Annotated in this window: 14 protein-coding genes and 1 pseudogene; 5 read left to right on the top strand and 10 right to left on the bottom strand. The window is 70.2% G+C overall.

Annotation, left to right across the window (positions count from 1 at the left end; all coding sequences use genetic code 11):
• Nucleotides 1-68: 68 nt before the first annotated feature.
• The 8 genes from ACT3UF_RS16045 to ACT3UF_RS16010 form a co-directional block, all read right to left on the bottom strand.
• Entirely contained in the window at nt 69-1394 is a 1326-nt protein-coding gene (locus tag ACT3UF_RS16045) for a thymidine phosphorylase (protein WP_442332144.1), read from the bottom strand.
• Between the two features lie 81 nt (nt 1395-1475).
• Nucleotides 1476-1943, bottom strand: a complete 468-nt coding sequence (locus tag ACT3UF_RS16040; RefSeq protein WP_444502283.1) for a cytidine deaminase — start codon at nt 1941-1943, stop codon at nt 1476-1478.
• Nucleotides 1944-1956: 13 nt separating this feature from the next.
• Nucleotides 1957-3294: an ABC transporter permease gene (locus tag ACT3UF_RS16035; RefSeq protein ID WP_441443338.1), complete on the bottom strand. Its 1338-nt coding sequence runs from the start codon at nt 3292-3294 to the stop codon at nt 1957-1959.
• Nucleotides 3291-4922, bottom strand: coding sequence for an ABC transporter permease (locus ACT3UF_RS16030; RefSeq protein ID WP_442332210.1), 1632 nt, complete (start codon nt 4920-4922; stop codon nt 3291-3293). Before ACT3UF_RS16030 ends, ACT3UF_RS16035 begins: the two co-directional genes overlap by 4 nt.
• Before the next feature lie 52 nt (nt 4923-4974).
• Nucleotides 4975-6546, bottom strand: coding sequence for an ABC transporter ATP-binding protein (locus ACT3UF_RS16025; protein WP_444608468.1), 1572 nt, complete (start codon nt 6544-6546; stop codon nt 4975-4977).
• A 104-nt stretch (nt 6547-6650) separates the two neighbouring features.
• A complete protein-coding gene (locus ACT3UF_RS16020) occupies nt 6651-7769 on the bottom strand; it encodes a BMP family lipoprotein (protein ID WP_441443340.1) in 1119 nt (372 codons plus the stop codon).
• A 341-nt stretch (nt 7770-8110) separates the two neighbouring features.
• Nucleotides 8111-9352: a M20 family metallopeptidase gene (locus ACT3UF_RS16015; protein ID WP_444608429.1), complete on the bottom strand. Its 1242-nt coding sequence runs from the start codon at nt 9350-9352 to the stop codon at nt 8111-8113.
• A gap of 91 nt (nt 9353-9443) precedes the next feature.
• Nucleotides 9444-10631 (bottom strand): mannose-1-phosphate guanylyltransferase, encoded by a 1188-nt coding sequence (locus ACT3UF_RS16010; protein ID WP_441443342.1) that lies wholly within the window; start codon nt 10629-10631, stop codon nt 9444-9446.
• A 274-nt stretch (nt 10632-10905) separates the two neighbouring features.
• Between ACT3UF_RS16010 and sdhC the strand changes: the two genes are divergently transcribed.
• The 5 genes and pseudogenes from sdhC to ACT3UF_RS15985 all read left to right on the top strand — a co-directional run bounded on the left by sdhC (nt 10906) and on the right by ACT3UF_RS15985 (nt 16028).
• The gene (gene sdhC, locus ACT3UF_RS16005) at nt 10906-11283 is read left to right on the top strand and encodes a succinate dehydrogenase, cytochrome b556 subunit (RefSeq protein WP_441443343.1); all 378 of its coding nucleotides are present in this window, start codon (nt 10906-10908) and stop codon (nt 11281-11283) included.
• 2 nt (nt 11284-11285) lie between these two features.
• Entirely contained in the window at nt 11286-11744 is a 459-nt protein-coding gene (gene sdhD / locus ACT3UF_RS16000) for a succinate dehydrogenase, hydrophobic membrane anchor protein (protein WP_442332212.1), read from the top strand.
• 76 nt (nt 11745-11820) lie between these two features.
• Nucleotides 11821-13392: pseudogene (gene sdhA, locus ACT3UF_RS15995) on the top strand (succinate dehydrogenase flavoprotein subunit); the annotation flags it as partial.
• A gap of 12 nt (nt 13393-13404) precedes the next feature.
• A complete protein-coding gene (locus ACT3UF_RS15990) occupies nt 13405-14580 on the top strand; it encodes a helicase-related protein (RefSeq protein WP_444608467.1) in 1176 nt (391 codons plus the stop codon).
• A 53-nt stretch (nt 14581-14633) separates the two neighbouring features.
• Nucleotides 14634-16028: an L-serine ammonia-lyase gene (locus tag ACT3UF_RS15985; RefSeq protein ID WP_441444381.1), complete on the top strand. Its 1395-nt coding sequence runs from the start codon at nt 14634-14636 to the stop codon at nt 16026-16028.
• Here ACT3UF_RS15985 and ACT3UF_RS15980 read toward each other — a convergent pair.
• Together ACT3UF_RS15980 and ACT3UF_RS15975 are read right to left on the bottom strand one after the other, a co-directional pair.
• The gene (locus ACT3UF_RS15980) at nt 16009-17142 is read right to left on the bottom strand and encodes an AMP-binding protein (RefSeq protein ID WP_441444382.1); all 1134 of its coding nucleotides are present in this window, start codon (nt 17140-17142) and stop codon (nt 16009-16011) included. The two genes, ACT3UF_RS15985 and ACT3UF_RS15980, sit on opposite strands and share 20 nt — an antisense overlap.
• Nucleotides 17139-18002 (bottom strand): SDR family NAD(P)-dependent oxidoreductase, encoded by an 864-nt coding sequence (locus tag ACT3UF_RS15975; protein ID WP_441444383.1) that lies wholly within the window; start codon nt 18000-18002, stop codon nt 17139-17141. The genes ACT3UF_RS15980 and ACT3UF_RS15975 overlap by 4 nt, the downstream gene beginning before the upstream one ends.
• Nucleotides 18003-18011: the final 9 nt, after the last annotated feature.

Here is an 18011-nt window from a genome sequence, read left to right as displayed (position 1 = left end):
GCTCGGACATGCGCCGACGCCGGCGCTCTTGGGGAGCACCGGCGCCGGTCACGCCTCGCCGCGTCACCTCAGGCGATGCGGTCCTTCACGATCCTGCGCGCCGGAACCGACGTCCCGGGAGCGGCGAGCGTCCAGGACCCGGTGATCGACTCGACGGCGCGGGGCATCCGCTCGGCGGTGTCGGTGTGCAGGCGGGCGAGGACGTCCCCCGCCTTCACCTCGTCACCGATGTGCGCGGCGATCTCGACCCCGGCTGCGGCCTGCACGGCCTCGCCCGGGCGGGAACGGCCGGCGCCGAGCCGCCAGGCCGCAACACCCACGCCCATCGCATCGAGCCCGGTGACCACGCCGTCCTCGGTGGCCCGGAACTCCTCGACGTGCTTCGCGACCGGCAGCGGGGCGTCGACGTCACCGCCCTGGGCGGAGATCATCGCGCGCCAGGAGTCCATGGCGCGGCCGTCGGCGAGCGCGGCCTCGACATCCGGATCGCGCACCCCGGCGGCCTCGAGCATCTCGCGGGCCAGGGCGCAGGTCAGCTCGACCACGTCGGCGGGTCCGCCGCCGGCGAGCACCTCGAGCGACTCGCGCACCTCGAGGCCGTTGCCGGCGGTGCGGCCCAGCGGCGCGGACATGTCCGTCAGCAGGGCGACCGTGCGCACTCCCGCGTCGGTGCCGAGAGCGACCATGGTGCTGGCGAGCTCACGGGCGTCGGCCTCGTCCTTCATGAACGCGCCGGCGCCGGTCTTCACGTCCAGGGTGAGCGCGGCGGTGCCTTCGGCGATCTTCTTGGACATGATCGAGGAGGCGATCAGCGGGATCGCCTCGACGGTGCCGGTGATGTCGCGCAGGGCGTAGAGCTTCTTATCCGCCGGGGCGAGGCCGGAGCCGGCCGCGCAGATCACGGCGCCCACGCTCTCGAGCTGGCGCATCATCTGCTCGTTGCTGAGGTCCGCGCGCCAGCCCGGGATCGCCTCGAGCTTGTCGAGGGTGCCGCCGGTGTGGCCGAGGCCGCGGCCGGACAGCTGCGGCACTGCGACGCCGTAGGAGGCGACCAGGGGCGCCAGCGGCAGGGTGATCTTGTCCCCCACGCCGCCGGTGGAGTGCTTGTCGGTGGTGGGCTTCGAGAGCGCGGCGAAGTCCATCCGCTCGCCGCTGGCGATCATCGCGTGCGTCCAGCGGGCGATCTCGGCGCGCTCCATGCCGCGCAGGAAGATCGCCATCGCGAGCGCCGCCATCTGCTCCTCGGCGACCACACCGCGGGTGTAGGCGTCGACCACCCAGTCGATCTGGCCGTCGTCGAGGCGGCCCCCGTCTCGCTTGGTGTGGATCACGTCGACCACGTCGAAGGGCTCGACGACGGTCTGTGCAGGGCTCTTCACGGGGTTCTCAATCATGGGTGCTCCTCGGGTCGGGTCGGGGGCCGCGGCGCTGCGCCTGCAGCCGTGCTGGGGCGCCCGGCGGTGGGTCGGATCGGGTCAGGACAGGAGGTCGGCGGGGCCGAAGGCCTGGGGCAGCACGGCGTCCATCCCGCGCGGTCCCTCCGGGGTGAGGATCACGAGGTCGGGGGCGGCGTGTTCCGAGAGCAGCTGTCGGCAGCGGCCGCAGGGCATGACCACCTGGCGCTCCTCGCGGGTGAGCTGCTCGTCGCCGCCGACGCAGACGAAGCGGCGCAGCCGTCCGCCCCCGCCGGCGATCAGCTCGCTGATCATCCCGCATTCCGCGCACAGGGTGACGCCGTAGCCGGCGTTCTCGACGTTGCAGCCGCGCACCAGGCGGCCGTCCTCGGTGAGGCCGGCCGCTCCCACCCGGAAGTGGGAGTACGGGGTGTAGGCGCGCTCGGCGATCTCCCGGGCCACGGCGAGCAGCTCGTCGAACTCGGCGTCGTCCGCGCTGGCATGGTCGCGCTCGGGGATCCCGCGCTGGGCGGGTTCGCTGTTGCTCATGCTGCCGATGCTCTCACTGCTTGATGTACGGCTGGCCATCGGCCGCCGGCACCCGCACCCTGCCCACGACACCGGCCACGGCGAACAGCGCGACGATGTACGGGAGCATCAGCAGGAAGTCGCCCGGGATGGAGACTCCGCCCGCTCCGGCGGACATCGTCCCCAGGCGCAGCTGGAGCGAATCCGCGAAGGCGAATGTGAGCGCCGCGAGCAGCGCCCCGATGGGATGGTAGCGGCCCAGGATCATCGCGGCGAGCGCGATATAGCCCTTGCCGGCGGACATCTCCTCGCCGAACGCGACCCCGGTGCCGATGGTGAGGGTCGCCCCGCCGAGGCCCGCGACCGCGGAGCCCAGCAGCACGTTCTTCCAGCGGGTGAGGTTCACGGCGATGCCGACGGTGTCTGCAGCCTTCGGATGCTCGCCGACGGCGCGCACGCGCAGCCCCCAGCGGGTGCGGAAGAGTGCGACCGTGAGTCCTGCGACGATGATCCACATGAGGTAGACCAGGATGTTCTGCTCGAACAGCGCTCGACCGATCACCGGGAGGTCCGCCAGCAGTGGGATCCGCAGCGTGGGCAGCCGCATCGGGGCGTTGAACGTGCCGGGGTTGTCGCGCATCACGGTGCCGAAGAAGAACGAGGTGATCCCGATCGCGAGCACGTTCAGCACCACGCCGACGATGATCTGCTGGACGTGATAGCCGACCGCGAACAGGGCGAGCATCGCGCCCATGAGCAGGGCCACGATCGGTGCCGCGAGCAGCCCGATCCAGACGTTCCCGGTGAGCGAGCCGACCAGCGTTGCGCCGAAGGCGCCAAACAGCAGCTGCCCCTCGATCGCGATGTTGATGACTCCCGCGCGTTCGGAGAGCACTCCTGAGAGCGCACCGAACGCGAGTGGGACGGCGAGCACGATGGTGCCCTGCAGCAGGGTGGTCACATCGAGGGTGCGCTCCGAGATCACCCAGGTCATGAACGCGAGGATCCACGCCACGGCGAACACGGCGAGCAGACCGATCCGCGCCTTGGCCGAAGGCCGGGCACTGCGGGCCTGCAGCGCCCACAGCCCGGCGGAGGCGAGCAGCGCGATGACGGACAGCGCGACCGCAGCTCCCATCGAGGGCACGGTCACCTCATCCGGAACGATGCCGAGCGGGTTGAGGTCGCTCTCACGGGCGAGGACGTAGGCGGATTCGACGGCGGGGATCCCCCGGAGGCCGAAGAAGAACAGTGCGATCAGGCCCATCACCGTGGTGGTCGCGGGCAGATGCCACCAACTGGTGGGGCGGATGTCTTCGAAGGTCCGCTGAACGGCGGAATCATCGGTGATGACCACGGGTGCGGTGCTCATCGTTCCTCCTCCTGTGCGTCGGTGGCGTCCTCGGACTGTTCCTCCAGTGGGGACGACCCGCCTTCGGAGGATGTGCCGGTCCCCTTGGCCAGATCCCGGCCTGGTGGCCCTCCGCTGTCCCCGGGGGGCGGGGATGCCGTCTCGGCGGCGGTGGCGGGATGATCAGCTGTGCTGGCCCCGGAGCTGCGATCGGTCGATGTCTCGACCGTGCTGGACGCGAAGTCTGCGGCGTCGGAGGCTGCAGCGGCGGCACCGGACGCGACTGCGGCCATCTCCGCACCGGTCCGGGCCCGACGCGCGTTGCGAACTCGTGCACCGGCGCCGGGATGGTCGATGCGGCGCAGACCGATGAGCGTGCGCACGAGGGGCGGTGCGGCGATGAATAGCACCACCAGCACCTGGATCACCTGGACCAGGTCCAGCGGGACACCCTGATTGGATTCCATGAAGCGCCCTCCGGTGGACAGCGCGGCGAAGAGCAGGCCCGCCAGGACGATACCGACCGGGCCCGAGCGGCCCAGCAGCGCGACGGTGATCGCATCGAAGCCGATGTTGCCGGCGACGCCCTCGGTGAGCCGCTGCTCAGTGCCGAGCACGTGCACGGCCCCCGCAAGGCCCACCAGAGCGCCGGCGACCGCGAGCACCAGGAAGGCAGTGCGAGCCGGGGAGATGCCGGCGACCTGCGCCGCCCGTGGGTTCGAGCCGACGGCCCGGAAGTGGAATCCGATCGTGGAACGGCTCATCAGCCACCACAGCACCACGGCGGCACCGGCGGCGATGAACAGACCCGCGTGGAGGCGGAAGCCGGAGCCCAGCAGCTGCGGCAGCACCGCATTCTCACCGATCGAGGGGGACGTGGGCTGGGACTGGTTCGCGCCGGTGAACGCTGCCGTCTTCAGCGCGAAGAAGAGCAGATAGGTCGCAATCCAGTTCAGCATGATGGTGCTGATGACCTCGTTCGCGCCGAAACGGGCCTTGAGGAAACCTGCGATCCCGCCCCATACGCCGCCGGCGAGAGCGCCGACCACCAGGCACACCAGCAGGTGCACGCCGATGGGGAGTTGGAAGGAGAAGCCCACGTAGCCGGCGGCCATGGCGCCGACGATCAGCTGACCGGTGCCACCGATGTTGAACAGGCCGGCACGGAAGCTGACGGCCATGCCCGCCGAGGCGATGATCAGCGGGGTCGCGACGGTGAGAGTCTCCGTGAGCGGGCGCAGCCCGGCCGAGAGCGCAGGCACCAGCACATAGGTGCCCGAACCACCCGCCTCACGGACCCGCTCTGCGGCCTTGGTGTAGCCGGGAGCGTCGAAGATCGCTCCGCGGAACATCGCACCATAGGCGTGGGTGACGGACTGCCAGATCGCGCTCAGGGCGTCGCCGGGCCGGGCGAAGAAGTAGCCGAGGGTCTGCCGGACCTCCTGATCGGCGATGATGATCAGCACGGAGCCGATGAGGAAGGCGAAGACGAAGCTCATCACGACCACCAGCAGGTCGCCACGGGCGATCTTCTGCAGGGTTCTCGCCAGGGCGGTCTCGGCGGTCGGCTCCGGCGGCGGCGGGGTGTCGGTGCTGCCGGCTCCGATGCCGGGAGCAGAACCGGTCACGGCGGCGTCCACAGCGCTCATCGGTTCCTCCCCTTGCGCTCGTCCCTCGCAGTACGTCGATGAACGGCGCTCATCACGCGATGTCTCCTTCGTCGGCGAGCTGGGAATCAGTGGTGCGGGCGCCCGAGGCGACGGCCTCCCGGGCAGCCTCAGCGGTGTAGCCAGCCATCATCAGTCCGAGGACATCACGGTCCTCGTCCCCGGGGACGATCCCGAGGATGGCTCCGCGGTACATCACGGCGATGCGGTCCGCGAGCTGGGTGACCTCGTCGAGCTCGGTGGAGACGATCACCACCGGGGTCCCCTTGTCTCGTTCGTCGAGGATGCGACGGTGCAGGAACTCGATCGAGCCGACATCCACGCCGCGGGTCGGCTGGGATGCGATGAGCAGGGAGAGCTCACGATTCAGCGCCCTCGCCATGACCACCTTCTGCTGGTTGCCGCCGGACAGGGTGGAGACGGCGGAGACGGGAGACTCGGTGCGGATGTCGAACTCCGGAATCAGCCGTTGGGCGTTGTCCCTGATGGCACGCAGCTTCATCGCGAGGGCGCTGCCGAAGGGCGGGCGGTCGTGCTGGTCCAGCACGAGATTCTCGGCGACGGAGAAGTCGGGGACCAGCGCGTCGTGGGTGCGGTCCTCGGGCACGAAGCCGACGCCCGCGTCGAGCACCTGCTTGGTGCTGCGACCGACCAGTTCCCGGCCCTCGAGCTTCACGGAGCCGTACACGGTGTCCTGCAGCCCCAGCAGCGCCTCGGTGAGCTCGGTCTGGCCGTTGCCCTGCACGCCGGCGATCGCGAGCACCTCCCCGTGGCGCACCTCGAAGGAGACGCCGTCCAGGGTCCGGGTCCCCGCCGCGTCGGTGACCCGCAGATCGGTGACCTCGAGGGCGACCTCTCCCGGTGCGGCTTCGTTCTTTTCCTGTGCCAGGGAGACCTGGCGGCCCACCATCAGCGAGGCGAGCTCGGCCTGATCCGCGCTGGGGTCCGCCTGGCCGACCACCTTGCCGCGACGGATCACAGTGATGCGGTCGGAGACCGCCTTGACCTCACGGAGCTTGTGGGTGATGAAGACGATCGAGGTGCCCTCGTCGCGCAGCTGACGCATGATCGCCATCAGCTCGTCGGTCTCGTGCGGGGTGAGCACGGCGGTGGGCTCGTCCAGCACCAGCGCCTCGGCGCGGCGGCTGAGCGCCTTGATGATCTCGACCCGCTGCTGGGCGCCGACGGGGAGGTCCTCGACCAGCGCGTCGGGATCGAGATCGAAGCCGAAACGGGCGGAGATATCCCGTACCAGCTTCCTCGCGGCGGCGAGGTCGAGCAGACCGCCCTTGGTCGGCTCGTGGCCCAGCACCATGTTCTCGGCGACGGTGAAGACCGGCACCAGCATGAAGTGCTGGTGGACCATCCCGATGCCGGCGTCCATCGCGTCCCCGGGGTCGGAGAAGGAGACGGGCTTCCCGTCGATCACTATCTGGCCGCCGTCGGGCCGGTAGAGCCCGTAGAGCACGTTCATCAGGGTCGACTTGCCGGCCCCGTTCTCCCCCAGCAGGGAATGGATCTCCCCGGGTTCGACGACGAGGTCGATGGCGTCATTGGCCACGAAGGTCCCGAAGGTCTTCGTGATCCCGCGCAGTTCGAGCTTCACAGCACTCGCTTCCATCGGTGCCGACCGGTCCTCCGGCCGAGCGGGGTGGGACACGATACGCGGTCCCCGCCCTCATGGACGGGGACCGCGCAGCGTTCAGCGGATCAGGCCGCCGCGGGAGTGGCCTTGGACTCGACGACCACGTTGCCGTCGATGATCTCCTGCTTCAGGGAGTCCAGCTCGCCGCTGAGCTCATCGGAGACCGTGTCCTCGTGATCGTGGAACGGTGCCAGGCCCACGCCGCCGTTCTCGAGGGTGCCCACGTACGCAGTGGCGTCGAACTCGCCACCCGCAGCACCGGTGATGACGTCCTCAGCTGCGGTGGTCATCTCCTTCATGACAGAGGTGAGGATGACCGACTGGGCATCGGGGTCGGAGGAGTTGGTCTCGTACCCGTCGGCGTCGACCCAGATCACCATGCGGCCCTCGCTCTCCTTGGCAGCGGCGAGGGTGCCGGCGCCCACGGGGCCGGCCACGGGCATCACGATGTCCGCGCCTGCGTTGTAGAACTCGTCGGAGACGGCCTTGCCCTTGGACTGGTCGTCGAAGTCACCGGTGAAGGAGCCCTGCTGGGACTCCTTGTCCCAGCCGAGTGCCTGGACGTCGGTGCCGTGGGTCTCGTTGTAGTGCGCGACGCCGTCGACGAAGCCATCCATGAAGATGGTGACGGTGGGGATGTTGACGCCGCCGTAGGTCGCGACCTTGCCGGTCTCGCTGGTGCCTGCGGCGAGGTAACCGGCGAGGAACGCGGCCTCAGCGGTGTTGAACTCGATCGGCTTGACGTTCTCGAGCTCGATCGGCGCACCGTCCGCGTCCTGCGCGGTGGAGTCGACGATCGCGAAGTCGGTGTCGGGATTCGCCTGAGCGGCCTTGCCGGTGGCGGGCGCCAGCAGGAATCCGACCGTGATGATCAGGTCGCAGCCCTCGGTGACCATGTTGTTGATGTTCGGCTCGAAGTCAGAGACCGTGGTCGACTCCGCGGTGTTCGTCTCGATGCCGAGGCTCTTCTCGGCTGCGAGAAGGCCGTTGTAGCTGGACTCGTTGAAGGACTTGTCGTCCCAGCCGCCGGCGTCGGAGACCATGCAGGCCTTGTAGTCGCTCGAGGCGCCGCCGGCATCGCTGCCGCCGCCGCTCCCTGCGGTCTCCTCGGGGGCGGTGCCGCAGGCGGCGAGGGTCAGGGCGCCGGCGCCGACCAGGGCGAGGGCACGCGTGATGCTCTTCATGAAGGTTCCTTCGGTCTGATGAGGGGCCGGATCGCCCCCTGGGGTCCGTGGCGACAACGCTGTCGCCGTGCGATCTGGACCATATCCGCGCGGAGCACCCGTGTGAGGCCGCTTCGGTCCCAGTCCGTGAACCGTTATGAAATCGACGCGGATGTGACGTATACGCGAACACAGAGCGAACCCTCGAGGTCCGGCTCGGAATCAGGACAAGCCCAGCCCGGCCCAGCCCGGGCCGGGCCGGGCCAGGCCGGGCCAAGCCAGGAGGGAGGTCAAGCCAGGAGTGGGGCATGCCAGGCCCGGGGCCAGGCCAGAAAAGAGGTCAGGGCAGGAACGTGTCAGCCTCAGGAGGGGAGCAGGTCCCGCTGTACGCAGGCCGCCGCGAGCACCGAGGCACCGATACCGATCGCACGCTCGTCGATCATCAGGTCCCCCATGTGGAGGTCGAAGGTGCGGCCGCCCGGGGTGCGGGTGCCGAGCCGGGCCAGCGCGCCGGGCACCTTCTCGAGGTACCAGGCGAAGTCCTCGCCGCCCAGCGACTGCGCGGTCGGATCGAGGTTCTCACTGCCGAGCACGCCGCGCACCGCGGCGGCCAGCACCTCGACGCTGGAGGGACTGTTGGAGACCGGCGGCACGCCGCGATCATGCATGACCCTGGCGTCGACGCCCCAGGGACGCACGAGGTCCGCGAGCACGGATTCCAGCAGCTCCTCAGCCTGGTCCCAGGCGTCGTGGTCCAGGCAGCGCAGGGTCCCCTCGAGGGTGCCGCTGCTGGGGATCGCATTGAAGGCGGAGCCGGCGTGGATGCTGCCCCAGGTGAGGTTGACGCCGGACCGCGGATCCATGCGACGGGTGAGCGCGGCTGGCAGCTGGGTGGCGATGGAGCTGAGCGCGTAGACCAGGTCCTGGGTGAGGTGGGGCCGGGAAGTATGACCGCCGGCACCGCGCACCATGATCTTCACCGGATCGGTGGCGGAGGTGATCGGGCCGGACTTCAGCCCGATGTGGCCGACGTCGACGCCCGGGTCGCAGTGCAGGGCGAGGATCGAGTCCACGCCGTCCAGCACGTTCTGGCCGATCAGCTCGAGGGCGCCGCAGGGGTGCATCTCCTCGGCGGGCTGGAAGACGAGCCTGACCCCTCGCTGCAGGCCGCCGGCCTCTGCCACCCGCACCAGGGCGGTCGCAGCGCCGAGCACCGCGCTCATATGGACGTCGTGCCCGCAGGCGTGGGACACCCCGTCGACGGAGGAGCGGAAGGCGACGGTGCTCAGCTCCGGGATGCCGAGCGCATCCATGTCGGCGCGCAGGGCCATCAGGCCGAGCGAGGGATCGTTGCCCGGGATGTCGCAGAGCAGGCCGGTGTGCGCCATACGTCGCGGAGAGAGGCCGAGCACACTGAGCTGCTCGACGATGTAGTCCGTGGTCGCGTGCTCCTGATGGGAGAGCTCGGGGTGCCGGTGGAGGTGGCGCCGGACCTCGCGGAGGTCTGCGGACTTCTCGGCCACCGTCCGGGCGATCAGGCCCTCCGGTCCCAGCATCGACCGCTGCTGCGCGGTCCCCAGCAGCACCTGCTGCGACTGCTCCACCTGTGCACTCCCTGCGTCTGTTCGGGATGGCCATCGGCGAGGCTCACCGAGGTCCAGCGCCGTTCGCGGTGGCCGTTGCGGGCGGTCGACGTCAGCGCAGGTGGCCCAGCCCCCGCTCTTCGAGACGGGCGACGAGCGTGGTGAGGTCCTGCGCCTGTGCGTCGGCGAGCACCAGCAGCGCGTCCTCGGTGTCGACGATGCTGATGCCGTCCAGCCCGACCAGGGCGATGTGGCGATCCGTGGCACCGTACACCGTGGCCCGCGAGGAGACGGCATCGACCTCGGCGCTTCCCAGCACCCGGACATCCCTCGCGTCCAGAGGCCCGTTCCCGTCCTCCGTACGGAGGCCGGCGCCGCCGACTCCCCGGGAGCCGTCCGTGTCCCTGGCGCGCAGCTGCCGGGCGAGCGCCCCGAAGTCTCCGACGTCATCCCAGCCGAAGCTGGTGGGCACCACCACGACCTTCCCCTCCGCGGCGAGCGGCTCGGCCAGCGCATGGTCGATCGCGATCGAGGTGAGTCGGGGCCAGTTCCGTGCGAGCACCTCGTCGTACCGTTCGGTGCCGTGCGCAGCGGCGATCTCGCGGACCCCGCGCGCGAGCGGCGGGATCTGGGCAGCGAGCTCGTCGAGCAGCACGGAGGCGCGCACCACGAACATGCCGGCGTTCCAGAGGAAGCGCCCGGTTGCCAGGAACTGCTCGGCACGCTCGCGATCCGGCTTCTCCACGAAGCGTGCGACGGGCAGCGCGCCGCTCGTCGCGAGCTCAGGGTCTTCCTGACCGGCAGGTCCCGGCGTGGACTGCTCGATGTAGCCGAATCCGGTGGCCGGGTGGGTCGGACGGATCCCGAGGGTCACCAGGTATCCGAGTTCTGCCGCCTCCCGGGCGCTGGCCACGGCGCGGCCGAACGACTCCTGGTCGTCGATCAGATGATCAGCGGCGAAGGAGCCGATGACCGCCTCCGGCTGCTCCCGCTCGACGAGGGCTGCGGCCAGCGCGATGGCGGGCATCGAGTTGCGCGGTGAAGGCTCCGCCAGCACGACCGCCGGCATGCCGAGCTGGTCCAGCTGCTCGCGCACCGCCGCCTCGTGACCACTCCCGGTGACCACGATCGGCGGCTGGTCGGTGAGCGGCTCCAGCCGCGCCACGGTGCTCTGCAGGAGGGAGCGACCCTCTCCGGTGAGGTCCAGCAGGAACTTGGGGCGGGAGCGGCGTGAGAGCGGCCACAGTCGGGTGCCGGCACCACCGGCGGGGATCACGGGAACGAAAGGAGCCTGGGGCATCGTGCCAGCGTATCCGCCCGGCGATCCCAGACCAGGGCAGCCCCCACCACCATCACGGGACCCGCCGCACCGCACAGCAGCGGCCCTGCCTGGTGCTACGCTGGCAGGGCCCCTGTCGGGGGCGATGATGATGTCGCCGTGTCGTGAAATGGTCGCCTGCGCGGCGCCCAGGACGCGAAGGTCGCCCGAGCTCTGCCCGGGCGCGCCACGCGCCTCTCTCCATGGCATCTCGTCAACGTTCCCGGCTTCATCCCGACGCTTCTGGAGGATCTCCGTGGCTTCAGCCCAATCCGGGACGCTCTATCGCGGACGCGAGGGCATGTGGTCCTGGGTCGCCCACCGCATCTCAGGAATGCTCATCTTCCTGTTCCTGCTGGTGCACGTCCTGGACACCGCTCTCGTCCGTGTCTCCCCCGAGGCGTACAACGAGGTGATCGGGCACTACAAGACGGTGGTGTTCGGCCTCGGCGAGGTCGGCCTCGTCGGCGCGATCCTCTTCCACGCTCTCAACGGCCTGCGCATCATCCTGGTGGACTTCTGGTCCCAGGGGACCAAGCGCCAGCGCAGCCTGTTCTGGGGTGTGGTGATCGTCTGGGCCATCCTCATGGCCGGCTTCCTCCCCCGCCACCTCATGCACATGTTCGGAGCGTGACCATGAGTGCACAGACCGGAACCTCTATCCCGGATCCCACCACCCGCTATCGCCGCACCGGCCAGCGCGGGATCAACGCCGAGATGCTCTCGTGGATGTTCATGCGAGCCTCCGGCGTGTTGCTGGTGATCCTCGTCTTCGGCCACCTGTTCGTGAACCTCTGGCTCGGCCAGGGCGTCAAGGGCATCGACTTCGCCTTCGTCGGCGGCAAATGGGCCAACCCCTTCTGGCAGGTCTGGGACCTGCTGATGCTGTGGCTGGGCCTGATCCACGGCGGCAACGGCGTGCGCACGATCATCAACGACTACGCGCGCGGTGATCGTCTGCGGATGGTCCTGAAGGGCCTGCTGTACTTCGCCGTGATCGTGACGATCATCCTGGGCACCCTGGTGATCTTCACCTTCGAGCCCTGCCCGGTCGGCGCCGAGCCGAGCCTGCTGCCCTCCTTCTGCGAGGGCTGACGCCCCCGGGGCGGTCGATCCCATCGGCCGCCCCTCCACTCTTCCCGGTCGACCCGAAACGGAGCAGTCACCAGACATGCAGACCCATAATTACGACGTGGTGATCGTCGGCGCCGGCGGTGCCGGCATGCGCGCGGCCCTGGAGTCCTCGAAGAACTCCCGCACCGCGGTCGTCACCAAGCTCTACCCCACCCGCTCCCACACCGGCGCCGCCCAGGGCGGCATGTGCGCCGCCCTCGCCAACGTCGAGGACGACAACTGGGAATGGCACACCTACGACACCGTCAAGGGCGGTGACTACCTGGTCGACCAGGACGCCGCTGAGGTGATGGCCAAGGAGGCCATCGATGCGGTGCTCGATCTGGAGAAGATGGGCCTGCCGTTCAACCGCACGCCCGAGGGCAAGATCGACCAGCGACGCTTCGGCGGGCACACCCGCGACCACGGCGAGGCTCCGGTGCGCCGCTCCTGCTACGCCGCGGACCGCACCGGTCACATGATCCTGCAGACGCTCTACCAGAACTGCGTGAAGCAGGAGGTCGAGTTCTTCAACGAGTACTACGTGCTCGATGTGCTGATGACCGGTGATCCGCGCAGTGACGAGGGTGTGCGCGCCTCCGGCGTGGTCACCTACGAGCTCGCCACCGGCGAGCTTCACATCTTCCGCGCGAAGTCCGTCATCTTCGCCTCCGGTGGCTTCGGCAAGATCTTCAAGACCACCTCGAACGCTCACACCCTCACCGGTGATGGCCCCGCGATGGCCTTCCGTCGCGGTATTCCGCTGGAGGACATGGAGTTCTTCCAGTTCCATCCGACGGGCCTGGCCGGGCTGGGCATCCTGCTCTCCGAGGCGGCCCGCGGCGAGGGCGGCATCCTGCGCAACAGCGAGATGGAGCGCTTCATGGAGCGCTACGCCCCGACGCTCAAGGACCTAGCCCCCCGTGACGTGGTGGCACGAGCGATGGCGAACGAGGTGCGGCAGGGCCGCGGCGCCGGTCCGAAGAAGGACTACGTCTACCTCGACCTCACTCACCTCGAGCCCTCGCACATCGATGCGAAGCTCCCGGACATCACCGAGTTCGCGCGTACCTACCTCGGGGTCGAGCCGTACACGGATCCGATCCCGGTGTTCCCCACCGCGCACTACGGCATGGGTGGCATCCCCACGAACATCCGCGGTGAGGTGCTCCGCAACGCGACCGACGTGATCCCCGGCCTGTACGCCGCCGGGGAGACCGCCTGCGTCTCGGTCCACGGCGGCAACCGCCTGGGCACCAACTCGCTGCTGGACATCAACGTCTTCGGGCGCCGCGCCGGCATCGCCGCCGCGGAGCACGCCGCGGAGGTCGAGCTGGCAGAGATCCCGGAGGGCCTCGAGGCGCCGACCGTCGAGCTGCTCGAGCGGCTGCGCGACCGTCCGGCGACCGAGGACCGCATCGCCGACATCCGCAGCGCGCTGCAGGAGACGATGGACGCGAACGTCCAGGTGTTCCGCACCGACGAGACCTGCCGCCAGGCCCTCGCCGACATCAAGGCGCTCAAGAAGCGCTATGAGACCGTCGCCATCCAGGACAAGGGTCGCCGGTACAACCTCGACCTGATGGAAGCCGTGGAGCTCGGCTTCCTGCCGGACGTCAGCGACATCCTCGCGGCGATCCCGATGGGCACCCAGAAGATGCTCTTCTCCGCCACCCTGGATGGGCAGGTCGAGCAGATCGTCGATAACTTCCTGGTCGATCCCGTCAGCCACGAGACCACGCCGGTGACCGCCGCGGTGGCCACCATGGATCACCACGTGCTGGCCATCGCCCCGTCCGCCAAGCGTGAGGTCACCGCGCAGCTCGGCGCCCGTGAGGGACGCACGCTGATGTTCACGCGCACCCAGCTCGGTGCCGAGCGGGTGGCGCAGGAGCTGGTCGAGGTCGGCATCGGTGCCGCAGCCCTGCACGGCAACAAGCAGCAGGGGCTGCGCACCAACGTGCTGGCCGGTTTCCGCGAGGGGGCCTATCCGGTGCTGGTCGCGACCGACGTCGCAGCCCGCGGCCTCCACATCGACGACGTCACGATGGTGGTGCACGTCGACCCCTCCGATGACGTCAAGGAGTACGTGCACCGCTCCGGGCGCACCGCACGTGCCGGAGCGACCGGCAGTGTGGTCACGCTCGCCCTGCCGCACCAGATCGCGAAGACCCGGAACGTCCTCGCGGGAGCCAAGGTCGAACCGACCTGGGCCGACGACGTCGACTCCGCAGAGGTTCCTGCCCTCTCTGAGCTCGGTGGGAGGACGCCTGCCGGCGAGCCGGCGGAGGACCCGGCGACCGTGAAGTACAAGGGCGCGCCGCGCAAGCTCGACCTGGGGCGCAACCGCCACCGTGGGGCCGACGCCGGCAAGGCGGAGGAGCGGCGTGCGAACGAGGAGCGGCGCGCCTCCTGGGAGGATCCGGATGGCGAGGACGGTGCTCGTTCGGGCCAGGGCAATGCCCGCTCGGGGCAGCGCGGCGCACGCTCGGGCCAGAGCAGTACTCGTTCGGGCCAGGGCCAGGGCCAGGGCCAGGGCCGGGGCCAGGGTCAGAGCCAGGCCCGCCGCGGCGGAGGCCGGGGACGTGATGGCGACGCCCCGGAGGAACGGGGCCGTCAGAGCGGTGCCCGCTCCACCGGCGGTACTGGTGGCAGGGGTAAGGCGGGGGACCGCGGGCGCTCTGCCGGCACGGGCAGGGGAGAGGCCCGCGGACGCTCCACCGGCACCGGACGAGGCTCGGAAGGCACCGGCAAGGGCCAGGGGCGTGGACGCTCCGGCGCGCCGACTCGCGCCCCGCGTCGACGTGGAGGACGATGAACGACGGAACCATGGCTCGATGACGAGCAGGTGAAGCGCCGAGGAGGCACGCGATGAGCATCAGTACCTTCGACATGTTCAAGATCGGTATCGGGCCCTCGAGCTCGCACACCGTGGGGCCGATGCGGGCCGCAGGGACGTTCGCGCGCGAGGTGCTCGGTGATCCGGAGCTCGGCCCACGTGTCGCCGATGTCGAGGTCCATCTCTACGGCTCTCTCGCCGCCACCGCAGTGGGGCACGGCACCTTGGACGCGGTCGTGATGGGCCTCGAAGGCGCTGATCCGGAGACCGTGGATCCGGTGGCCGGTCGTGAACGGGTCGCCCAGATCGAGACCGAGGGCGGGCTGCTGCTGGACGGCACCCTCGCGATCGCCCTGCGGCCCTCCTCGATCGTGCTGCACCCGCTGACGTTCCTCCCCCAGCACTCCAACGGGATGACCTTCATCGCGCTGGATGCCGAGGGCCAGGAGCTCCTGCGCCGCCCGATGTTCTCCGTGGGTGGAGGATTCGTGGTCGACGAGGCGGACATGGACCGCTCGATCGCCGAGGTCGCGGCCGAGGACGAGGGACTCACCATCTTCACCACCGGCGACGAGCTGCTGCGGGTGTGCGAGGAGCGCGGGATCTCCGTCTCCGAGGCGATGCTGCTGAGGGAGCGCCAGTGGCGCAGCGACGGGGAGATCCGCGCCGGGCTGCTCACCATCTGGCGCGCCATGCACGACTGCATCGAGCGGGGCACCCGCACCGGAGGCATCCTGCCCGGCGGTCTCGAGGTCAAGCGTCGTGCCTCGTCCTGGTACGACTCGCTCTCGGCCGAAGACCCGGTACGGCTGCCGATGAACGCCTTCGAATGGGTCTCGCTCGCCGCACTCGCGGTGAACGAGGAGAATGCCGCCGGGGGACGTGTGGTCACCGCGCCCACCAACGGCGCGGCCGGCATCGTCCCGGCGGTGCTGTACTTCGCCACCACCTACATCGAAGGGGTGGACCCCGACGAGATCGCGGTGCGCTTCCTGCTCACCGCCGGGGCGATCGGTTCGCTGTACAAGGAGCATGCCTCGATCTCGGGCGCTGAGGTGGGCTGCCAGGGCGAGGTGGGCTCAGCCTGCTCGATGGCCGCGGCCGCCCTCTGTGAGGCGATGGGCGGCAAACCCGCCCAGGTGGAGAACGCCGCCGAGATCGCGATGGAGCACAATCTGGGCCTGACCTGCGATCCGATCGGGGGTCTGGTGCAGATCCCGTGCATCGAGCGCAACGCCATGGCTGCGGTCAAAGCGATCACTGCTGCCCGCTTCGCGCTGCGCGGCACGGGCGAGCACTTCGTCTCCCTGGACACGGTCATCGAGACCATGCGCCAGACGGGGAAGGACATGAACTCGCGCTATAAGGAGACCGCGATGGGCGGGCTCGCGGTCACCGCGGTCCCGGTCAGCGTTCCGGACTGCTGAGGCCTGAGCGGAGCGGTCCCGAACTCCTGAGCAGCACCTCACGTGGCACCGACGCCGCCCCCAGCCGGTCGCGCACCAGCGCCCGCAGCTCCTCCGCGCGGGGCGCCGTCCCCCTCTCAGCTCCTGCGACCTGCACCTCGACCACGGTCCTCACCCCGAAACGCTCATCCGGCACCACTCGCAGGCGCGCATCGAGCACCCCGCGCTGGGACCGCAGCAGGCGCAGCACGGCAGCGGGGTCATGCACCATCCCGCCTGAGGAGAGCGTGCCGTCTGCACGTCCGAGCACTCGGACGATGCCCTCCTCAGAGATCTCTCCACGATCGGTGATCAGCTCGCGCCCTGCAGTGAACGGGGTGCGGGCGTGCAGCAGGCCGTCAGCCTCGCGCAGCCGCACCCCGCGCAGCGGCCTGCCGTCGACCGTGAGCGAGCCGGTCTCCGTCGTCCCGTAGACGTCATGCACACGAGCCCGGAAATGCCGGGCCAGATCCGCGCGGAGCTCGGAGGATAGCTGATCGGAGCCGGAGACCACCCGGGGGATGCGCAGCGCCTGTCCCCGGCTGAGCGCCCGGTCCGCGGTCAGGAGATCCACCAGATGCACGGGGACGCCGGTGAGCAGGTCCGGTGCGCTCCGGTGCAGCAGTGCTACCCGCTCGGGGCCCGGCAGATGACTCAGATCCACGAGCGTGGCTCCCAGGGCGAGTGAGCCCAAGGAGACCAGCAGTCCGTGGCCGTGGACCCCCGGCGCCGCGCAGGCGATCCTCTGACCGGGCCGCATCCCGATCCGTCGGCCGAGATCGGCCAGGGTGGACAGCTGGGCCACGGTGAGCGGGCCGCGACGCTGGGTGCGGGGCAGCCCGGTGCTGCCGCTCGAACGCAGTTCGAGCATCCCGTTCCCGGACAGCGCGGTGACCAGCACCTGGCGCAGCGACGCAGCGGCGGGCAGTGCACCGAGTCCCGGCTGGGCCGCGGACCCGCGTGATCGGCGGTGCAGCTGCACCTGATCGAGCAGCTCACCGGCGGTCAGCGCACCCCGTTGGTCAAGGAGCACCACCGCGCGAGGGCGCAGGGAGAGTCGGGTGCGCAGGGCGCTCGAAGGACGCAGGAGCTTCATCGTGGACCGATCCTCCCACTGGTGGGCTCTTCACCTGTGGGCTCTTCACCCGTGAGCCCTCCGGGGCCGCCGGCTCCGACGCCCATGCGCCCTCGTGAGGCGAGACGCTGGATCAGGTCCCCGGCCCGGCCCGCAGCGGCGGCGGACAGAGTGGGCGCCGCCTGGGCGAGGACCGCGCCGGCGCGTGCCCAGGGCGGGGAGAGCAGGGTGCGGGGCGCATCGAGGGCGTGCAGGACCCGGCGGGCGGCGTCCGCGGGAGCGAGCGCGCCGCGGGGCGAGCTGCCGTAGGTCGGGGCGGCCATCGCCGTGGCGACCAGCGGCAGCTCCACGATCGCGATCCGCACCCCATGGCGCGCGGCCTGGGGTCGCACCGCTCGCAACCAAGTGTCCAGCGCCGCCTTCGAGGCCCCGTAGGCGGCCCAGCCGGGGGTGGGGATCCGGGTGGAGGCGCTGGTGACGGCGATGACGCGGCCAGTGCCGGTGGCGCACATCGGTTCCAGCATCGCCAGCATCAGGGCGGCCGGCCCCAGCAGATTCGTTCCGGTCAGCCGGACCAGGTCATGGGGCCTGCCGAAGCTCTCCTCGAGGGTGCGGCGGAGGGAGTGCCCGGCGATGGAGACCACCGCCTCCGGTGTGCCGTGTTCCGACAGGACCGTCTCGGCGAGCCCGGCGACTGCCTGCTGGTCGCGCAGGTCGCAGGGGAGCACCCGGGCGCCTCCTCCGGCGGCCCGCACCTCGGCGGCCAGGGCCTCCAGCCGGTCTCTGTCACGGGCGGTGAGCACCAGCTGTTCCCCTCGTGCGGCCAGTGCGAGGCAGACTTCACGGCCGATCCCGCCGGTCGCTCCGGTGATCAGGATCATCGTCGGCTG

Source organism: Brachybacterium sp. AOP24-D1-21 (assembly GCF_052378665.1).
Lineage (GTDB): Bacteria > Actinomycetota > Actinomycetes > Actinomycetales > Dermabacteraceae > Brachybacterium.
Note: the sequence above shows the minus strand (reverse complement) of the source record. Positions and strands in the feature narration are given on the sequence as shown.

What these genes read in the sequence shown, in the direction of transcription:
- ACT3UF_RS15980 (WP_441444382.1), bottom strand. Translation starts at nt 17,142, where the DNA reads ATGAAGCTCCTGCGTCCTTCGAGCGCCCTGCGCACCCGACTCTCCCTG.
- ACT3UF_RS15990 (WP_444608467.1), top strand. Translation starts at nt 13,405, where the DNA reads ATGGGCACCCAGAAGATGCTCTTCTCCGCCACCCTGGATGGGCAGGTC.
- ACT3UF_RS16045 (WP_442332144.1), bottom strand. Translation starts at nt 1,394, where the DNA reads ATGATTGAGAACCCCGTGAAGAGCCCTGCACAGACCGTCGTCGAGCCC.
- ACT3UF_RS16040 (WP_444502283.1), bottom strand. Translation starts at nt 1,943, where the DNA reads ATGAGCAACAGCGAACCCGCCCAGCGCGGGATCCCCGAGCGCGACCAT.
- sdhD (WP_442332212.1), top strand. Translation starts at nt 11,286, where the DNA reads ATGAGTGCACAGACCGGAACCTCTATCCCGGATCCCACCACCCGCTAT.
- ACT3UF_RS16010 (WP_441443342.1), bottom strand. Translation starts at nt 10,631, where the DNA reads ATGCCCCAGGCTCCTTTCGTTCCCGTGATCCCCGCCGGTGGTGCCGGC.
- ACT3UF_RS16035 (WP_441443338.1), bottom strand. Translation starts at nt 3,294, where the DNA reads ATGAGCACCGCACCCGTGGTCATCACCGATGATTCCGCCGTTCAGCGG.
- ACT3UF_RS16020 (WP_441443340.1), bottom strand. Translation starts at nt 7,769, where the DNA reads ATGAAGAGCATCACGCGTGCCCTCGCCCTGGTCGGCGCCGGCGCCCTG.
- ACT3UF_RS16030 (WP_442332210.1), bottom strand. Translation starts at nt 4,922, where the DNA reads ATGAGCGCTGTGGACGCCGCCGTGACCGGTTCTGCTCCCGGCATCGGA.
- ACT3UF_RS15985 (WP_441444381.1), top strand. Translation starts at nt 14,634, where the DNA reads ATGAGCATCAGTACCTTCGACATGTTCAAGATCGGTATCGGGCCCTCG.
- ACT3UF_RS15975 (WP_441444383.1), bottom strand. Translation starts at nt 18,002, where the DNA reads ATGATCCTGATCACCGGAGCGACCGGCGGGATCGGCCGTGAAGTCTGC.